At 66.9% G+C, this 17,665-nt stretch carries 11 protein-coding genes and 2 pseudogenes; 1 reads left to right on the forward strand and 12 read right to left on the reverse strand.

All coding sequences use genetic code 11. The features are described from left to right. Nucleotides 1-1,000: pseudogene (locus DK26_RS27140) on the reverse strand (carboxyl transferase domain-containing protein); the annotation flags it as partial. A 104-nt stretch (nt 1,001-1,104) separates the two neighbouring features. On the opposite strand from DK26_RS27140, the gene DK26_RS27145 reads away from it, so the two are divergent. After that, complete coding sequence (locus tag DK26_RS27145; protein ID WP_184231775.1) at nt 1,105-2,517, forward strand: short-chain fatty acyl-CoA regulator family protein; 1,413 nt, start codon at nt 1,105-1,107, stop codon at nt 2,515-2,517. Between the two features lie 72 nt (nt 2,518-2,589). On the opposite strand, the gene fabI is transcribed toward DK26_RS27145, so the two are convergent. The 11 genes and pseudogenes from fabI to DK26_RS27200 form a co-directional block, all read right to left on the reverse strand. Continuing rightward, nucleotides 2,590-3,366, reverse strand: coding sequence for an enoyl-ACP reductase FabI (gene fabI / locus DK26_RS27150; protein WP_066479676.1), 777 nt, complete (start codon nt 3,364-3,366; stop codon nt 2,590-2,592). A gap of 4 nt (nt 3,367-3,370) precedes the next feature. After that, nucleotides 3,371-4,555 carry an ABC transporter permease gene (locus DK26_RS27155; RefSeq protein WP_066479681.1) on the reverse strand — a complete coding sequence of 395 codons (1,185 nt, stop codon included), beginning with the start codon at nt 4,553-4,555 and terminating at the stop codon, nt 3,371-3,373. Nucleotide 4,556: 1 nt separating this feature from the next. Beyond that, nucleotides 4,557-7,281 (reverse strand): annotated as a pseudogene (locus DK26_RS27160) (ABC transporter ATP-binding protein/permease). Then, a complete protein-coding gene (locus tag DK26_RS27165; protein WP_083533644.1) occupies nt 7,281-8,327 on the reverse strand; it encodes an efflux RND transporter periplasmic adaptor subunit in 1,047 nt (348 codons plus the stop codon). Before DK26_RS27165 ends, DK26_RS27160 begins: the two are co-directional and overlap by 1 nt. Before the next feature lie 54 nt (nt 8,328-8,381). After that, nucleotides 8,382-9,596 carry an acetate/propionate family kinase gene (locus DK26_RS27170; RefSeq protein ID WP_066479682.1) on the reverse strand — a complete coding sequence of 405 codons (1,215 nt, stop codon included), beginning with the start codon at nt 9,594-9,596 and terminating at the stop codon, nt 8,382-8,384. Nucleotides 9,597-9,599: 3 nt separating this feature from the next. After that, nucleotides 9,600-10,586, reverse strand: coding sequence for a phosphate acetyltransferase (locus DK26_RS27175; RefSeq protein WP_066479684.1), 987 nt, complete (start codon nt 10,584-10,586; stop codon nt 9,600-9,602). 8 nt (nt 10,587-10,594) lie between these two features. After that, entirely contained in the window at nt 10,595-12,895 is a 2,301-nt protein-coding gene (locus tag DK26_RS27180) for a DUF3141 domain-containing protein (protein WP_083533645.1), read from the reverse strand. Between the two features lie 248 nt (nt 12,896-13,143). Beyond that, the gene (locus DK26_RS27185) at nt 13,144-13,812 is read right to left on the reverse strand and encodes a TetR/AcrR family transcriptional regulator (protein WP_066479686.1); all 669 of its coding nucleotides are present in this window, start codon (nt 13,810-13,812) and stop codon (nt 13,144-13,146) included. A 5-nt stretch (nt 13,813-13,817) separates the two neighbouring features. Further along, nucleotides 13,818-14,999, reverse strand: a complete 1,182-nt coding sequence (bktB, locus tag DK26_RS27190; RefSeq protein WP_066479689.1) for a beta-ketothiolase BktB — start codon at nt 14,997-14,999, stop codon at nt 13,818-13,820. 12 nt (nt 15,000-15,011) lie between these two features. Further along, nucleotides 15,012-16,835 carry an AMP-binding protein gene (locus tag DK26_RS27195; protein WP_066479691.1) on the reverse strand — a complete coding sequence of 608 codons (1,824 nt, stop codon included), beginning with the start codon at nt 16,833-16,835 and terminating at the stop codon, nt 15,012-15,014. Nucleotides 16,836-16,846: 11 nt separating this feature from the next. After that, complete coding sequence (locus tag DK26_RS27200) at nt 16,847-17,656, reverse strand: ABC transporter ATP-binding protein (protein WP_066479694.1); 810 nt, start codon at nt 17,654-17,656, stop codon at nt 16,847-16,849. Nucleotides 17,657-17,665 lie beyond the last annotated feature (9 nt).

The raw sequence follows: 17,665 nt of genomic DNA on the forward strand, positions 1-17,665 counted from the left end.
TTTCGGGTGATCACCGTGACCAGCGGCACGGTGCATTCCGAATAGGCGAAGAGCAGCTTGGCGCCGTGCTTGATCAGCCCGCCATATTCCTGCGCCGTGCCGGGCAGGAAGCCGGGAACGTCGACGAAGGTGACGATCGGGATCTCGAAGGCGTCGCAATAGCGCACGAAGCGCGCCGCCTTGCGCGAGGCATCGGCATCGAGCACCCCGGCCAGCACCATCGGCTGGTTGGCGACGACCCCGACCGTGCGGCCCTCGATCCGCCCGAAGCCGGTGACGATGTTCTTGGCGTAGGCCTCCTGGATCTCGAAGAAATCGCCCTCGTCGAGCGTCTTCAGGATCAGTTCCTTGATGTCATAGGGCTTGTTCGGATTGTCGTCACGGTCTCGTTGGTGACGGTCTTCACCACCTCGGGGCCGGTGACGAACATGTAGGAGGTGTCGCGGACCATGAAGATGAAGTCGGTCATCGCCGGCGAATAGACGTCGCCGCCGGCGCACGGGCCCATGATCACCGAGATCTGCGGGATGACCCCCGAAGCCTGGACGTTCCGCTTGAAGACCTCGCCATAGCCGCCGAGCGCCGCGACGCCCTCCTGGATGCGGGCGCCGCCGGCATCGAACAGGCCGACGATCGGCGCGCGCATCTTCAGCGCCATGTCCTGGATCTTGATGATCTTCTGGGCATGGGTTTCGGAGAGCGAGCCGCCGAAGACGGTGAAATCCTTGGAGAAGACGAAGACGGTGCGGCCATTGACCGTGCCCCAGCCGGTGACGACGCCGTCGCCCGGGATCTTCTCGGCCTTGTCCATGCCGAAATCGACCGCCCGGTGCTGCACGAACATGTCGAACTCCTCGAAGGAGTCCTTGTCGAGCAGGAGCTCGATCCGCTCGCGCGCCGTCAGCTTGCCCCTGCCGTGCTGCGCCGAAATCCGCCGCTCCCCGCCACCGAGACGGGCCCCCGCGCGGCGGGACTCGAGATCGTTCAGGATGTCTTGCATGGCCGTCTCCCTCGCCTGCCCTATCCGCCGCGCGCCTTGTGGCGGCAAGGGATTTTGTGCAAAATTGCGAAATGGCAAAATTAACAAGTTCGCCAACAGAAAAGTTGAGACGCAAGCTTTTCGCCGGCGCGACCATTCGCAGATTGCGCGAGGAACGCGACTGGACCCAGCTCGAACTGGCCCGCCGGCTCAACATCTCCCCAAGCTATCTCAGCCAGATCGAGGCGAGCCAGCGCAGCCTGTCCGGCACGATGGTGGTCGACCTCGCCCGCGTCTTCAGGGTCAATCTCTCGATCTTCACCGACGATCTCGGCGACCGGCTCGCCGCCAATCTGCGCGAGACGCTGGCCGACCCGCTCTTTGCCGCGATCGAGGTCAATCCGCGCGAACTGCGCACCGCCGCCGTCCAGATGCCGCAAATCGGCCGGGCCCTGCTCGATCTGCACGCGCAGTACCAGAGCCTCGAGGCGCGCTATCGCGCCCTCGACGAGGCCGTGCATCCCGAACCCTCGCAGCCGCGCCGACCGATCTCGGCCTTCGACGAGGTCCGCGACTTCTTCCATTTCATCGGAAACTATGTCGACGCGCTCGACCTCGCCGCCGAAGCCCTGGCGACGCGCATCTCCGAGATCCCCGGCGATCCCCGCCAGCGCATGGAAACCTATCTCGCCAGCGAGCACGGGCTTAGCGTCGTCGAATGCCCGCCCGATACGCATCCCGCCCAGAGCCGGCTGGAGCGCGAAGCCGGCAGGATCACGCTGAACGAGGCGCTGCCGGTCTCCAGCCAGGTCTTCGCCCTCGCCCGCCATGTCGCGCGGCTGACCCATGGCGAGACGGCTGACGCCATCGTGGCGCAGGCCGGCTTCCTCAACCGCGACAGCGCGCTCGTCTGCTCGGCCGCCCTCTCCAACTATTTCGCCGGCGCGCTGACCATGCCCTATGGCGCCTTTCGCGACGAGGCCCGCCGGATGCGGCACGATGTCGAGCGGCTCGCCGTCCGCTTCGGCGCCAGCCTAGAACAGGTCTGCCACCGGCTCTCGACCTTGCAGCGCTCCGGGCAGGAGGGCGTCCCGATGTACTTCCTGCGCGTCGACCGCGCCGGCAACATCACCAAGCGCCATAGCGCGACGCGCTTCCAGTTCGCCCGCTATGGCGGCGCCTGCCCGATCTGGAACATCCACGAGGCCTTCGAGATGCCCGACCGCTTCCTCGTGCAGCGGGCGGAAATGCCGGATGGCCGGCAATACCTCTCGATCGCGCGGGCAATCAGCAAGGGCGAGTCGCGCTTCGACGCGGTGCGCTCGCGCTACGCCATCGGCATCGGCTGCGAGATGGCCTATGCCGACGAGCTGATCTACGCCGACGCCATCCGCAGCAGCGGCAAGGTTGCCGAGATCGGGATCAATTGCCGGCTCTGCGAGCGGCCGGACTGCCCGCAACGCGCCGTGCCGCCGCTCGACCGCGCCGTGATCGTCGATCCCTGGGAGCGCGGCATCCTGCCTTACCGCCTCGGCTGAGACGGCAACCGGTCGCTCTGCCGGAGCATCGGATCGATCCGAAAAGGGCGCCCCACTTTCCGTTCCGATGCCCTACCCCATGATGTGGTAGCCGGCATCGACATAGATCGTGTTGCCGGTCATGCCCGTGGCCGCGTCGCTGATCAGGAAGGCGGCGACCTGGCCGACCTCGTCGATGGTGACGACGCGCCCCTGCGGCGCCCGCGCGGCGGCCTGCGACAGCAATTCGTCGAAGCCGGCGATACCGCCGGCCGCGCGCGTCTTCAACGGCCCCGGCGAAAGCGCGTGCAGGCGGATGCCCTTCTGGCCGAGCTCATGGGCGAGATAGCGCGTCGTGCTCTCCAGTGCGGCCTTCACCGGCCCCATGATGTTGTAGTTATCGAGCACCTTCTCGGCGCCGTAATAGCTCATCGTCAGGATGGTGCCGCCCGCCGCCATCAGCGGCTCGGCGGCGCGCGTCATCTCGATCAGCGAATAGCAGGAAACCCGCATCGCCTGCTCGAAGCCTTCGCGCGAAACATCGACGACGCGGCCATGCAAGTCGTCGCGCGGGGCGAAGGCGATCGAATGAATGACGAAGTCGAGCTTGCCCCATTGCCGGGCGATCGCCGCGAACACCGCGTCGAGTTCGCCGGGGACCTCGACATCGAGCGGCATGATGATCGGGCTGGCGAGCTCCTCGGCGAGCGGCCTGACCCATTTCTCGGCCTTGGCGTTGAGATAGGTCACGGCCAGTTCCGCGCCGAGCCGGTGCAGCACCCGGCCGCAGCCGAAGGCGATACTGCCTTCATTGGCGATGCCGACGATCAAGCCCTTCTTGCCACGAACGAGTTCACCGATCGGCGTCATGGGGTCAGTCTCCGAAGATCACTCGGCGGAAACGGCTGAGAGCATAAGCAAAGTAGATGCCGCCGATGACGATCAGCGCGACGAGCTGGAGCCAGACCACCGAGAGCCCCGCGCCGCGATAGAGGACGGCCTGCGCGAAGGCCACGAAATGCGGCGTCGGGCTGATGGTCTGCATGGTGTATTGCAGCCAGACCGGCATGCTCTCCATCGGGGTGCTGGAGCCCGAGAGGAGCTGCATCAGCACGAGAATCGGGATGGCGAGGAGCCCGAATTGCCCCATCGTGGTGGCGAGCGTGCCAAGCATGATGCCGAGCGCCGCGACGGCGAAGACATAGAGCGCGGCACCGGCGAGGAAGAGCGTCAGCGAGCCGGCGATCGGCACCTGCAGCCACCATTGCACGACGAGGGCCAGCGAAAGGCCGGCCGCGACCAGGATGACGATGCCGTTGGCGATGATCTTGGCCAACATGATCTCGGTCGGCACCACCGGCATCACCAGGAGATGCTCGACCGTGCCCTGTTCGCGCTCGCGGATCAGGGCGGCGCCGGTCAGGATCACGGTCAGCAGCGTAATGCTGTTGATCACCTGCATCACCGAGGTGAACCAGGCCGAGTCGAGGTTCGGGTTGAACTTGGCGCGGATCACGACATTCACCGGAACGTCGGCCAGGGTTTCGCGACCGCTCAGGAAGTTGGTCACCTCCTGTGCGATGATCGACTGGATATAGACCGCGCCATTGCCGGCCTGCGTCATCGCGGTGGCGTCGACATTGAGTTGCAGCGAGGCGCGCCGGCCGGAGAGCAGGTCGGCCTGGAAGGAAGGCGGGATCTCCAGCACGAAGACCAACCTGCCATGGTCCATCTCCTCGTCGATCGCGCGGGCGTTGATCGTCACCGCGCTCTTGAACAGCGGCGGGTTGAGCGCGTGTTGGATCTGGCGCGAGAGGTCCGAGCGATCCTCGTCGACGATGCCGACCGACAGGTTCTTCGCCTCGGTCGAGGCGCCGGTCGCCACCGTGTAGACGGCGATGCTGAAGGAATAGACCAGGAGGATCAGCATCACCGGATCGGCACGGATGCTGCGCAGCTCCTTGATCACGAGCTCGAAGATGTTCTCCAGATGAATGCGCAGCCCGGACAGGCGCTGTCCAGCACGAGCCTGGGTGGTGGTGGAGCTCTCGCTGCTCATCTCAGAGCTCCTGCTTGCGCAGGAGGAGCTGCGCCAGGAGGAGGAAGAACAGCGCGAAGCCGGCGAGCATGACGAGGTTGAAGGAGAGATCGTCGAAGCCGAGCCCCTTGGTGAAGGTGCCGACGCTGATCGGCTGATACCAGGCCGTCGGGAAACCGAGCCCGATCAACCGCGCCCCACCCGAGAGCGAAGCGACCGGAACGAGCAGGCCGGAGAAGTTCACCGCCGGGATGATCGAGAGGATCGCGGTCGCGAACACGGCCGAGACCTGTGTCTTGGTGAAGGTCGAGATCAGTTGGCCGAAGCCGGTGGTCGCCGTGACGTAGAGCAGGGTCCCCAGGGCCAGCAGCGTCACCGAGCCCTTGATCGGCACCCCGAACAGAAAGAGCGCCAGCAGCACCAGCAGCACGAAGCTGATCATCGCGATCGCGATATAAGGCAGCTGCTTGCCGAACAGGAACTCGAACTTGGTGATCGGCGTCGACTGGAAATTGGCGATCGAGCCGGTCTCCTTCTCGCGCACCACCGCGATGGCGGACATGATCGCCGGGATCAGGATCAGCATCAGCATGATAACGCTCGGCACCATCGCGTTCACGCTCTTGAAGGCCTGGTTGTAGCGGAAGCGCGTCTCGATATTGATCAGGCTGGCGGCGCTCTTGCCGGTGCTGTTCTGCGCCAGCCACTCCTGGGCGTATTGCGCGGCAAGGCCGGTGACATAGCCCTTGGTGGTCTCGGCGCGGAAGGGCATGGCGCCGTCGAGCCAGACCGCTACCTCCGGCTTGCGGCCAGATTGCAGGTCGCGGCCGAAGCCCGGCGGGATCTCGATGGCGAGCTGGAGTTCGCCGATGGCGAGCTGGAGTTCGCCGGTTCGCAGGCGCTGATCGAGCTCGCCCGAGCTGCGTAGCGGCGGGCGCTCTTCGAAATAGCGCGACCCCGAGAAGGCCTCGACCAGTTGCCGGCTTTCGGGCGTGTTGTCGTAGTCGAGTGCCGAGAAGCGCAGATTCTCGACGTCGAAGGAGATGCCGAAGCCGAAGGCGATCATCAGCACGAGTGGGCCGAGAAAGGCGAAGGCGAGCCGGATCGGATCGCGGGCGCGGCGGGCGGATCGGCTCAGGCGCCGGTACCGCCGCGCCGGGATCCGGCGCCTCGATCTTGGCTTCCCGGTCGATCCCGGCAGCCTCGGCGAGATAATCGACGAAAGTGTCCTCGAGCGAGGCGCTCCCGCGCTCGCGCACCAGCTCCTCGGGCGTGCCGACCGCGAGCACCTTGCCGGCATGCATCAGCGAGATGCGGTCGCAGCGTTCCGCCTCGTTCATGAAATGGGTCGAAAGGAAGATCGTCACGCCGTCGTCGCGCGAGAGGTCGATCAGCGTGCGCCAGAAGGCGTCGCGCGCGATCGGGTCGACGCCGGAGGTCGGCTCGTCGAGGATGAGGGTCGGCTCGTCGAGGATGAGCATGGCCGGGCGGTGGAGCACGGCGACGGCGAGCTGCAGGCGCTGCTTGATGCCGAGCGGCAGGCTGTCGGGACGGGCGTCGACCACGTCCTTCAGATCATAGCGTTCGAGCAGCTCGGCGATGCGGCCTTCGATCTCCTCGCTCGGCAGATGGTAGAGCTTGGCGTGCAGCTCGAGGTTCTGGCGGACGGTCAGCTCGGTATAGAGCGAGAAGGCCTGCGACATGTAGCCGACATTGCGGCGCGTCTCCATGTCGTTCGAGCCCATCGGCTTGCCGAACAGCTTGGCCGTGCCCTCGCTCGCTGGCAGCAGGCCGGTGAGCATCTTCATCACCGTCGACTTGCCGCAGCCATTCGAGCCGAGGAAGCCGAAGATCTCGCCGCGCTGGATGCGGAAGCTGACATGGTCGACGGCGGTGAAATCGCCGAAGCGGCGGGTCAGCCCCTCCGCCTCGATCGCCGGCACGTCGCTGTCGCTGGCCGGGCGCGGTCGCACGATCACCTCCTGGTGATGCGCCCGCTTCGCCTCCGGCAGCAGCGCGATGAAGGCCGCTTCCAGCGATTTCTGCCCAGTTCGCTCCAGGATTTCGACGACCGGGCCCGAGGCGATCACCTTGCCGTCGTCCATGGCGGCGAGCCAGTCGAAGCGCTCGGCCTCGTCCATATAGGCGGTGGCGACGATGACGCTCATATGCGGGCGCCGGCCGCGGATCGTGTTGATCAGGTCCCAGAACTGGCCGCGCGAGAGCGGATCGACGCCGGTGGTCGGCTCGTCGAGGATGAGCAGGTCGGGGTCGTGGATCAGGGCGCAGCACAGGCTGAGCTTCTGCTTCATGCCGCCCGACAGCTTGCCGGCCGGGCGATCCTCGAACGGGTCGAGCCCGGTCGCCTGCAGCAGCTCGTCGATGCGCCGGCGCCGTTCGGCCTCGCCCTGCCCGAACAGCCGCCCGTGGAAGTCGATATTCTCGAAGACGCTCAGCGTCGGGTAGAGATTGCGGCCGAGCCCCTGCGGCATATAGGCGATGCGGGCGCCGTGTTTTTCGCGATGCGCCTTGTCGGCCATGTCGCCGCCAAAGACCGTGACCACCCCGGTCTGGATCTGCCTGACACCGGCGACCAAGGCGAGCAGCGCCGATTTGCCGACCCCGTCCGGGCCGATCACGCCGACCATGCGGCGGGCCGGGAAGGCGATCGAGACGTCGTCGAGCGCAACCGTCTTGCCGTAATGGTGCGAGACCCGCTCGACCCTGGCGATGACCTCCTCGCTCATCAGGGGAGCTTCACGCTGAGGTCTTCGGGCCATTGGATCGAGGGGCTGGTGCGGACAAAGCCCATGCCGCGCACGCCGGTCTTCGCCTGGCGGTGGTATTTCTTCAGCACGCGCGGATCGATCTGCAGCTTGACGCGGAACATCAGCTTCTCGCGCTCATCGGCCGTCTCGACGCTCTTGGGCGTGAATTGCGCATCCGCCGCGACGAAGCTGACATTGGCGGGGATGACGTAGTTCGGCAGCGGATCGACCGTGATCCGCGCCTCGTCGCCAAGGGCCAGCAGCCCGGCCTGCGCCGCCGGCAGGTAGATCGTCATGTAGACATCGCTGAGATCGAGAAGCGTCAGGATGCGCGAGCCGGCACCGACGACCTCGCCGGCCCGGGCGAGCTGGTACTGCACCCGCCCGCTGCGCGGCGCGACCAGGGTCATGTCGACCAGCACGGCCTCGATCCGGTCGACCTCGGCCTCGGCGCTCTTGATGGCGAACTCTGCCTGATCGCGCTGCGCCTCGGCGGCGACGAGCGCGGCCTTCGCCGTGTCGGCCTTGGCGACGCGCTGGTCGAAGGTCTGTCTCGTCAGATAGCCCTTGTCGACGAGCTGCTGGCCGCGCTCCAGTTCGGCCTGTGTCAGGGTGATCTCGCTCTTGCGCTGGACGATCAGGGCGTTCGCCTCGGCCAGCCCCTGCTTGGCCTTGAGGACCTGCGACTGGGCCCCGCGAAGCTGCGCCTCGTATTCCGGCGAGGAGATCTTCGCCACGACCTGCCCGGCCGTGACGTCATCGCCCTCATTGACCAGCACCTGCGACAGGCGCCCGGCATATTTGGCGGCGACGTCGATCTGCGTCGCCTCGATCCGGCCGTTCGACTTGGCGATTCCGGACGGAAGGTTGCCGCTGCGCAGGCGCTGCAGAAACTCCTTGATCCGCGATTGGGCCTGCGCCGGAGCGCTCACCGAGAAATCCTGAGACACCGGGATCGCGACGCTGCCGAAGGTCAGGAGCGTCACGGCCAGAGCCGTCGCGGTCGATAAGCCTGCGAATCTCATTTTCGTTCTCCGAGCTCCGGCCGGCACGGGGCCAGCCTGCTTCGCGATGCAATCCTACGGCCGAGCGCTTACGCTGGCCGCCGATACCGGCTGCCGCAACAGACGCAGCGTGTGCTGGCCGATCATGCGTTCCTCGTCCGTGGGGACGACGAGGATCGGCACGCGGCTGCCGGGCGCCTCGATCCGGCGGTCGTTGCGGCGGTTGGCCTCGTCGTCGAGCGCGAACCCGGCCCAATGCAGGCGTTCGACCACATTGCGCCGGACCTGATGGGCATTCTCGCCGACGCCGGCGGTGAAGACGAGCGCGTCGAGCCCGCCGAGCGAGACCGAAAGGCTCGCGAAGGCCTGCGCGACGCGCAGGCTGAAGAAGTCGATCGCCATCGCCGCTTCCGGCTTGTCGCTCTCCAGCAAGGCCCGGACATCGTTGCTGATCCCGGACAGGCCGCGCAGCCCGCTCTCATGGTAGAGCATATGCCCGACCTCGGCCGGGCTCATGCCCTTCTGCTCGATCAGGTGCAGCACGACGCCGGGGTCGAGCGAACCGGAGCGCGTCCCCATCGGCAATCCATCCAGCGCGGTGAAGCCCATGGTCGTCTCGATGCTGCGGCCGCCTTCCAGGGCGCAGACCGAGGCGCCGGAGCCGAGATGGGCAATGATCACGCGCTTGTCGGCGATCTCCGGCGCGATGCCGCGCAGCGCCTGCGAGACATATTCGTAGGAAAGGCCGTGGAAGCCGTAGCGCCTTACGCCCTCGTCATAGAGCGCGCGCGGCAGGGCGAAGCGGTCCGACAATTCGGGATGCCCACGATGGAAGGCCGTGTCGAAACAGGCGACCTGCGGCAGATCGGGCCGGCGCTCGCGCAAGACACGGATCGGATCGAGATTGCTGAGCTGGTGCAGCGGCGCCAACGGGATGAAGGTCTCGAGCGTGCGCATCACCGCATCGTCGACCAGGACCGGGGCCGAATAGACCGGCCCGCCATGGACGACGCGGTGGCCGATGCCGATCAGCTGCGCGTCCTTCATCTGCCCGCCGACCCAGTCGGCGATGATGCGCTGCGCCTGCGAGGAATTCGCGACCTCCTCCGCGCCGAAACTGCGCTCGATCAGCGTCTCGCCGGCATGGTCCTTCGCCTTGAGCCGCGGCCTCGTGCCGATGCCGTCGACGGCGCCGCCGAAGACCAGCTCGATATCCTCGCCGACGACGCGGTAGAACTTGAACTTGATGCTCGAACTGCCGGCATTGACGACGAACAGGACCTCGCTCACCGCCTAGCCTCCGATCGGGCGCGTCTGGGCCAGCGCATGGGCATAGAGCCCGGCAACCGCACAGGAGGCGAGCCTTGTGCGGACATTGTCGGCGCGGCTCGTCAGGATGATCGGCACGCGCGCGCCGAGCACGATGCCGGCGGCATCGGCGCCCGACAGGAAGGTCAGGTTCTTCGCCAGCATGTTGCCGGCTTCGAGGTCCGGCACCACCAGGATCTGGGCCTTGCCCGCGACCGGCGAGACGATGCCCTTGATGCTCGCCGCTTCCGGGCTGATCGCATTGTCGAGCGCGAGCGGCCCGTCGAGCAGGCCGCCGGAGATCTGCCCGCGATCGGCCATCTTGCAGAGCGCCGCGGCCTCCAGCGTGCTCGGAATCTTGGTCGTCACGGTCTCGACTGCCGACAGGATCGCGACCCGCGGCGTGCCGAGCCCGAGCCCGACATGCAGGTCGATCGCGTTCTGGATGATGTCGCGCTTGGCTTCGAGATCGGGGAAGATGTTGACCGCAGCGTCGGTGATGAAGAGCGGCTCGGCATAGGTCGGCACGTCCATGATGAAGACATGGCTGATGCGCCGGCCGGTGCGCAGCCCGGTCTCCTTGTTGGTCACCTCGGCCAGCAATTCGTCGGTGTGCAGGCTGCCCTTCATCAGCAGCGCCGCCTTGCCGGCATGCACCAGCTCGACAGCCTTGGCGGCCGAGGCATGGCTGTGCGGGGTGTCGACGATCTCGAAGCCGGCGATGTCGAGGCCGGCCTGCTTCGCCGTGGCGATGATCCGAGCGCTGGGGCCGACGAGGATCGGCGTGATCAAGCCTTGCGCGGCAGCGTCGAGGGCGCCCCTCAGCGAGGCTTCGTCGCAGGGATGCGCGACGGCGGTCAGTGCCGGCGGGATTTCGCGTGCCTTGGCGATCAGGCGCTCATACTTGTCGCCGTTGGCAGCAAGGCGCCGGGACTGACCGGGTTCGGCGGCGAGCGTGGAGGTCTGGGCCATCGTCGGGATCACTTCTGCGGGGCGGTACGGCGGCGTGGTCCGGTGGCGGGCCTGCGCCGTTGCGCTGCCGGCTTGGGCGCGGCCGCACGGACGGAAGGGGCCTGCGTTCCAGCGCTCGGCGCCGGCTGGTCACGCTCCGGCGCATGATCCGGGAACATCCTGCTGACGCGTTCGTAGCGGGCGAGCGCTTCCCCTTCGAGCGGGCCGGCCGCGGTCAGGATGCCGTGGAACTCCTCCAGCGAGATCGGCGGAGCCTGCGTTTGCAGAACGCGCTCGATCGCGGCGACGGCCTCCTCCCGGTCGAAGCGCAGCATGAAGAACTGCTCGCGGACCTTGGCCTTGAATTGCCAGAGCGTCGTGCCTTCCAGGCTCTGGTGCTTCTTCTGCAAGCGCCGGAGCGCGGCGAAGATGCGTTCGTCGAGGCTCTTGCCTGCCGCCAGCACGAACATGAAGGCGCGCAGCACCGCGATATTCGCGTCGATGTCGCTGACCCGCTGGCGGAGGCCGGCCAGCCCGGCCTCCAGCTTGGCGACGCCGCGCTCGCGATCGGCCGGCGCCGGGCGCGCCGTCTCGTCGGTGACGCCGAGCGCCTGTTGCAAGGCCGGCCAGCCATAGACCTGCTTGAACAGGAGTTCGGTGGCGGAATCGCGGACATCACGGAACAGGTCGAGCGAGGCGGCGATGTTCTGCGAAGCCATCTGCTGCCAGGCCAGGAACGGATTGCCGGCAGCGGCCGGGCGGCGATTGCGGCGGACCTGCTCCGCCAATGCGGGAACGCCGCGCAGGAACGGGTTGTTGTGCGAGAATGCCTCGAATTGCGAGCGCAGCGGATTGAGCCGGCGCGACAATTCAGCGGAAGGCGCGTTGGCCGCCGCCTTCACCCAGGGCCGTAGCCAGGTCTTGTAGAAATCGGCGTTGACCTCCGAGAGCTTGGCGACAGTCGCGAAACGCCGGTCATCCTCGGGCGTGTTCAGCCCCAGTGCGCGGATGTCATCGAGCTTGCGCGGCTCGAAGCGCAGCACATGGTTGCCGGTGGCGAGATCGGCATAGTCCTGCCCCGGCTCGCGCGGCGTGATCACCGCCTCCCACAGGCCGGGCGGCAGGATGTCGATCAGGTCCATGTTCTCGGTGAGCTCGGTATGCTCCTTCCTCGCGACCGAGCTCGAGACGAACACGCCGAGGTGACCCGCCTGCGGGTGGATGCAATAGACGATGGTCTGCTCCGCCGCGATCAGGGCGAGATCGCTGGCATAGAGATCGGTGACCCAGCCCAGCGCCTGCTGCGGCGGGGTGATGTTGTCGCCCCAGGAGCAGAACACCACGATCGGCGAGGTCACCTCGCGCAGATCGATGGTCTTGCCGGAGGACAGCCTGACCTCGCCCTTGGTCAGCTTGTTGCCGACGAAAAGCTCTTCGACGATGAACTCGATCTCCTCGCGGTTGAGCAGCACATGGCCGCCCCACCATTTCTCGAAGGACAGGAAGCGCTCGGCCTCCGTGTCGACCTGCGACCAGACATCGTAGAGCTTGCCCCACCAGGTATTGGCCGGGTTCAGCTTCTCGAAATTCTGGACGAGATAGGCCCCGTCGAAGATGCCGGCGCCGAGATCGCCCGTCAGCGAGGCCAGCCAGGAGCCGCCGAGCATGCCGCCTGAATAGCGCATCGGGTTGAGGCCGTCCTTGCCGTTCCAATAGGCCAGCGGCGCGCCCGCCGCCATGATCGGCCCCATCAGATCGGGGCGGGCGGCCGCGAGCCCGAGCACGGCCCAGCCGGCCTGGCAATTGCCGATGACGCAGGGTTTGCCGGGATAGCCGGGATGGCGCTTGATAACGGCCTCGATGAAGGCGGCTTCCGCGCAGCCGACATCCTCGATCGTCTGCCCCGGCACCGGATCGGGCAGGAAGCCGATGAAATAGCAGGGATGGCCGGCCGCCAGCGCCGCGCCGATCTCGCTGTCCGGTTTCATCCCGCCGATTCCCGGCCCATGGCCGGCACGCGGATCGACCACGATGAAGGGGCGCGACGCCTCGTTGGTGACGACGCCCTCCGGCGGAATGATCCGGACCAGCCAGTAGTTGACCGGGCGCGGCAGATTGCGACCGCTCATCACGGGCTCGAAGCTGAAGCCCAGGACATTCGGCGCGATCATCGCCACATGCTCGAGATAATTGTCGCCGCGCCTGCGCAGCACATCGAGCATCAGCACATTGCGCTGGGCGACATCGACCAGATAGTCGCCGAGATCAGTGCGAAACAGCGCTTCCGCCTTTACACCGGCGGATGGGTTCACCGAGAAGGGACCGATCATATCGCTTTTCCCTACACGCCACGGGGCTTGTACGTCGGAGCGTCGCAGCAGCTTGCCGCACTGCACTATCGCCAGCGTAAGACGCTTTAGCAACGACCCTGGCCGCTGCCCGCCTCAATGCGGTGTTCGGGAACACGCGTAATTGATGTCAATCAATCTAGAATTCTAGCGACCGGTAGGGCGCACCGCCGCGCCAAGCCGCCGTATGGCCGGAGAAATCTCCGCTTCAGGTCGAGCAAAGCGCCCGTTCACACCACGCTTGCGTGCTGTCCGGCATGGCGGCCGCGCCCCGCTCCCGCGCCATTTATCCCGATGCCGTTGACGAAGAAGCCGATCGTCTGCCGGGCGATCTCGTCGACTGGCAAGGAACCTGCCGGGTCATGCCAGCGGGCGATCCAGCTCAGTGCGCCGGCCGCGGCGAAGGCGAGCAGCTTGGGATCGCAGGGCTGGATCGAACCGTCCGCAATCCCCTGCTCGATCAGCCCACGGAAGCGCCTGTCGATCTTGCCCTTGAGGGCACGCAGCTCCTTGCGCGTCTCGGCCGGCAAGGGATCCTCGCCGACCAGGATCAGGCAGCGGCCGAAATCCTCGGTGACGATCCGCGCATACTCAGTCCAGAGTACGATCAGCCGGTCGAGCCCGGAGTCGCCGCCGCGCTGCGCTTCAGCGGAGGCCGAAGCGGAATCGAGCCGCTCCAGCCCGATCCGCACGCATTCGAACAGGATCTCGTCCTTGCTGCGGACGTAGTGGTAGATCGTCGGCTTGGTGACGTTGAGCCGCTCGGCGACATCGTCGAGCGAGGTCCGGTGAAAGCCCTGCTCGCTGAAGGCGCGCGCCGCAGCCCGCAGCACGGCCTCGCGCTTCAGCGCGCGCTCCTGCTCGCGCTGCGCCTGCGTCTTCCAGAGTGGCGCCGCCATCCGGCTCAGGCCCGCTCGATCGCCAGCGCGATGCCCTGACCGCCGCCGATGCACATCGTGATGAGCCCGTAGCGACCGCCGGTGCGCTGGAGCTCATAGGCCGCCTTCAGGGTAATGATCGCACCCGTCGCGCCGACGGGATGGCCGAGCGCGATCGCCCCGCCATTCGGATTGACCCTGGCCGGATCGAAGCCGAGTTCCTTGGCGACCGCGCAGGCCTGGGCGGCGAAGGCCTCGTTCGACTCGATCACGTCGAAATCGCCGAGCGAGAGCCCGGTGCGCTTGAGCAGAGCCTGCACAGCCGGCACGGGACCGATGCCCATCACGCCCGGCTCGACACCGGCATGGGCATAACCCACGAGGCGCGCGAGCACCGGCTTGCCCTCGCGACCGGCGCGCCCTTCTTCCATCAGCACCATGGCGGCGGCGCCATCATTGATACCGGAGGCGTTGCCGGGCGTGACCGTTCCGTCCTTCTTGAAGGTCGGCCGCAGCCCCTTCAGCGTCTCCGCCGTCGTTGCGGGCTTGGGATGCTCGTCGGTATCGAAGCTGATCGTGTCGCGGCCCTTGCGGACTTCGACCGGCAGGATCTGCTCCTTGAAGCGGCCGGCGGCGATCGCCTCGGCCGCGCGCCGCTGGCTTTCGGCTGCGAAGGCGTCCTGCGCCTCGCGATCGATGCCGTAGCGCTCGGCGACGTTTTCCGCCGTGATGCCCATGATGCCGTTGCCGAACGGGTCGGTCAGCACGCCGGTCAGATGGTCGGCGACGACCGCATCGCCCATGCGCTGGCCGAAGCGGGCCGTGGCGAGAAGATGCGGCGCACGGCTCATCGTCTCGGCGCCGCCCGCAACCGCGGTATCGCAATCGCCGAGCATGATCGCCTGGGCGCCCGAGATGATCGCCTGCACGCCGGAACCGCAGAGCCGGTTCAGCGTCATCGCAGGAACCTCGACCGGAATCCCGGCCTCGATCGCCGCGACGCGGGCGAGATAGGCATCCTTCGACTCGGTCAGGATGACATTGCCGAAGACGACATGGCCGACCGCGGCAGCGGGCAACCCGGCGCGGCTCAGCGCCTCGCCGACGACGAGCGCGCCGAGCTCAGACGGCGCATGGCCGGACAGCGCCCCGCCGAACGTGCCGATGGCAGTGCGGACGCCCGCGGTGATGACGACATGTCGGCTCATGAAACTGCTCCTTCAGGCGGATTCGGCCTGCCGCTCGGGCTTGTACAGCCCTTCGATCTCGGCGGCGTATTTCTTTGCGATGTTGGCACGACGCACCTTCATCGTCGCGGTGACCTCGTCGTCATCATGATCGAGTTCCTTGACGAGGAGGTGGAAGCGCTTGAGCTGCGCGACCGGCGCGAGCTGGGCATTGGCCCGCTCGATCTCGGCGGCGACCAGCTCGCGCACGCGGCTATGCTCGGCGAGGCTGCGGAAATGGGTGAAGGCGATGCGGTTTTCCTCCGCCCATTTGCCCACGGTCTCGCCGTCGATCTGGATCAGCGCCGAGGGATAGCGCCGGCCATCGGCGACGACGATGCACTCCTTGATGAAGGCGCTGCCCTTCACCGTGTTCTCGATCTCCGACGGGCTGAGATTCTTGCCGCCGGCGGTGATCATGATGTCCTTCAGTCGGTCGACGATCCGTGTCTGGCCATCCTCGATCGCGGCGACGTCGCCGGTGTGCAGCCAGCCATCGCGCAACACGGCCGCCGTCGCCTCGGGATTGCGGAAATAGCCCTCGAAGACGATGTCGCCGCGCAGCAGGAGCTCGCCTTCGGCGCCCAGCTTGAGCTCGGCACCGGCAACCGCCTCGCCGACCGAACTGGGCAGCAGGCGTTCGCGCCGCTGGCCGACGGACATTCCGGAAGTCTCGGTGAGGCCATAGACCTCGACGAGCGGAACGCCGAGCGTCCGGAAGAACTGCACGATGCGCGGCGGGATCGGGGCCGCGCCGGTGAGCGCGACCTTCACCTTGCGCAGGCCGATGAAGTTCTGCAGCGCCCGGAAGATGACGAGATGGTAGAACCCGGCGACCGCCTTCTCGCGCAGGCTGCGTGCTTCGCGCGGTTTGGTGGCGAAAGGCTCGCAGGCGGCGAGGCCCGCTTCGAACAGGCGCCGGCGCCAGCCACCCGCCTCCATCAGCTTGATGTGGATCGAAGCGTGCAGCTTCTCCCAGATCCGCGGCACGCCGAGGAAGAGCGTCGGCGCGATCTCGCGCAGATCTTCCTGCACGGTGCGGATCGACTCGCCGAAGGAGACGCAGGATCCGGAATAGATCGGCGCCATCGTGCTCAGCATCTGCTCTGCGACATGGCAGAGCGGCAGATAGGACAGGTTGGTGGTGTCGGCATCGTAGCCGAGCCGTTCGATGACGCCGGTAGCCTGGGCCCGCATGTTGCGGTAGCTCAGCATCGCGCCCTTCGGCTTGCCGGTCGAGCCGGAGGTGTAGACCATCAGGCCGATATCGGCCGGGGTCTGCGCGGCAAGGCAGGCCTCGACCAGGCCGGGATGCGCGATCTCGTATTCCGCGCCGCTCTTCAGCACATCGGCGAAGGAGACGATCAGCTCCGAACCGTACTGCCGCAGGCCCTTGGGATCGATCACCACGATCCGCTTCAGCCGCGGCAGCTCCGCGATCCGCTCCAGCACCTTGTCGGCCTGCTCCTGGTCCTCGCAGACCACGATCTCGACCTCACCATGCACCAGCACATAGGCGACCTCGTTGGCCGGGCTGGTCGCATAGACGCCGATCGCAACTGCCCTGACCATGCCGGCGCCGAGCTGGGCGACCACCCATTCGGCGCGGTTCTCGGAGAGGATGCCGACATGACCGCCTTCGGCGAGGCCGAGCGCGCGCAGGCCGAGCCCGAAATGCCGGGCGCGGCGATCATATTCGGCCCAGCTGATCGGCAGCCAGATGCCGAAATCCTTCTGCCTGAGGGCGATGCGCTCGGGCATCGCCCGGGCATTCTCGCGCAGCATCTGCGGCAGGGTGAGATTGGGAAGCTCGCGCATCGTTGCCGACCTCACGAAAGCCAGCGCTTGCGGCGCTTGTAGTGCTTGATGTCGCGATAGCTGCGCTCGCCCCCGGCGCCGCCGAGGCCGAGATAGAATTCGCGCACGTCCTGGTCGCGGACCAGCTTGTCGACCGGGCCGTCGATCACGACCTTGCCCATTTCAAGGATGTAGCCGTAGCTCGCGACCGCGAAGGCGACCGCTGCGTTCTGCTCGACCAGCAGCATCGAGACGCCCTGCTCGGCATTGATCCGCGCGATGATGGTGAAAATCTCCTCGACCAGCTTCGGCGCGAGGCCGAGCGAGGGTTCGTCGAGCAGGATCAGCGAGGGCCGGGCGATCAGAGCCCGCCCGATGGCGAGCATCTGCTGCTCGCCGCCGGAGAGATAGCCCGCCAGTCCCTTCCGGCGCTCGTGCAGGCGCGGGAAATAGCTGTAGACCAGATCGAAATCAGCTGCCGGCAGCTGGCGGCCGGTCAGCGCGAAGGTCGCCGCGGTCAGGTTCTCCTCGACCGTCAGGTCCTCGAAGATGCGCCGCCCCTCCATGACATGGAACAGGCCGCGCCGGACGAGGCCATGCGGGGCGAGGCTCGCGATATCGTCGCCCTGGAAATGGATGGCGCCGCCGGTGACGGCACCATCCTCGAGCGCGAGCAGGTTCGACACGGCCTTGAGCAGGGTCGACTTGCCGGCTCCGTTCGAGCCGAGCAGGGCGACGATCTCGCCCTGCGGCACGCGCAGCGACAGGCCGCGCAGCACCTGCACCGTCCTGTTGTAGACGACCTCGACATTGTTCACGTCGAGCACTGCGGTCCCGGCCATGCCTTCAGC

Origin of the sequence: Allobosea sp. WAO (assembly GCF_001509835.1) — a bacterium.
In the GTDB taxonomy this organism is placed as follows: domain Bacteria; phylum Pseudomonadota; class Alphaproteobacteria; order Rhizobiales; family Beijerinckiaceae; genus Allobosea.

What these genes read in the sequence shown, in the direction of transcription:
- fabI (WP_066479676.1), bottom strand. Translation starts at nt 3,366, where the DNA reads ATGACGCCGATCGGTGAACTCGTTCGTGGCAAGAAGGGCTTGATCGTC.
- DK26_RS27155 (WP_066479681.1), bottom strand. Translation starts at nt 4,555, where the DNA reads ATGAGCAGCGAGAGCTCCACCACCACCCAGGCTCGTGCTGGACAGCGC.
- DK26_RS27165 (WP_083533644.1), bottom strand. Translation starts at nt 8,327, where the DNA reads ATGAGATTCGCAGGCTTATCGACCGCGACGGCTCTGGCCGTGACGCTC.
- DK26_RS27175 (WP_066479684.1), bottom strand. Translation starts at nt 10,586, where the DNA reads ATGGCCCAGACCTCCACGCTCGCCGCCGAACCCGGTCAGTCCCGGCGC.
- DK26_RS27180 (WP_083533645.1), bottom strand. Translation starts at nt 12,895, where the DNA reads ATGATCGGTCCCTTCTCGGTGAACCCATCCGCCGGTGTAAAGGCGGAA.
- DK26_RS27185 (WP_066479686.1), bottom strand. Translation starts at nt 13,812, where the DNA reads ATGGCGGCGCCACTCTGGAAGACGCAGGCGCAGCGCGAGCAGGAGCGC.
- bktB (WP_066479689.1), bottom strand. Translation starts at nt 14,999, where the DNA reads ATGAGCCGACATGTCGTCATCACCGCGGGCGTCCGCACTGCCATCGGC.
- DK26_RS27195 (WP_066479691.1), bottom strand. Translation starts at nt 16,835, where the DNA reads ATGCGCGAGCTTCCCAATCTCACCCTGCCGCAGATGCTGCGCGAGAAT.
- DK26_RS27200 (WP_066479694.1), bottom strand. Translation starts at nt 17,656, where the DNA reads ATGGCCGGGACCGCAGTGCTCGACGTGAACAATGTCGAGGTCGTCTAC.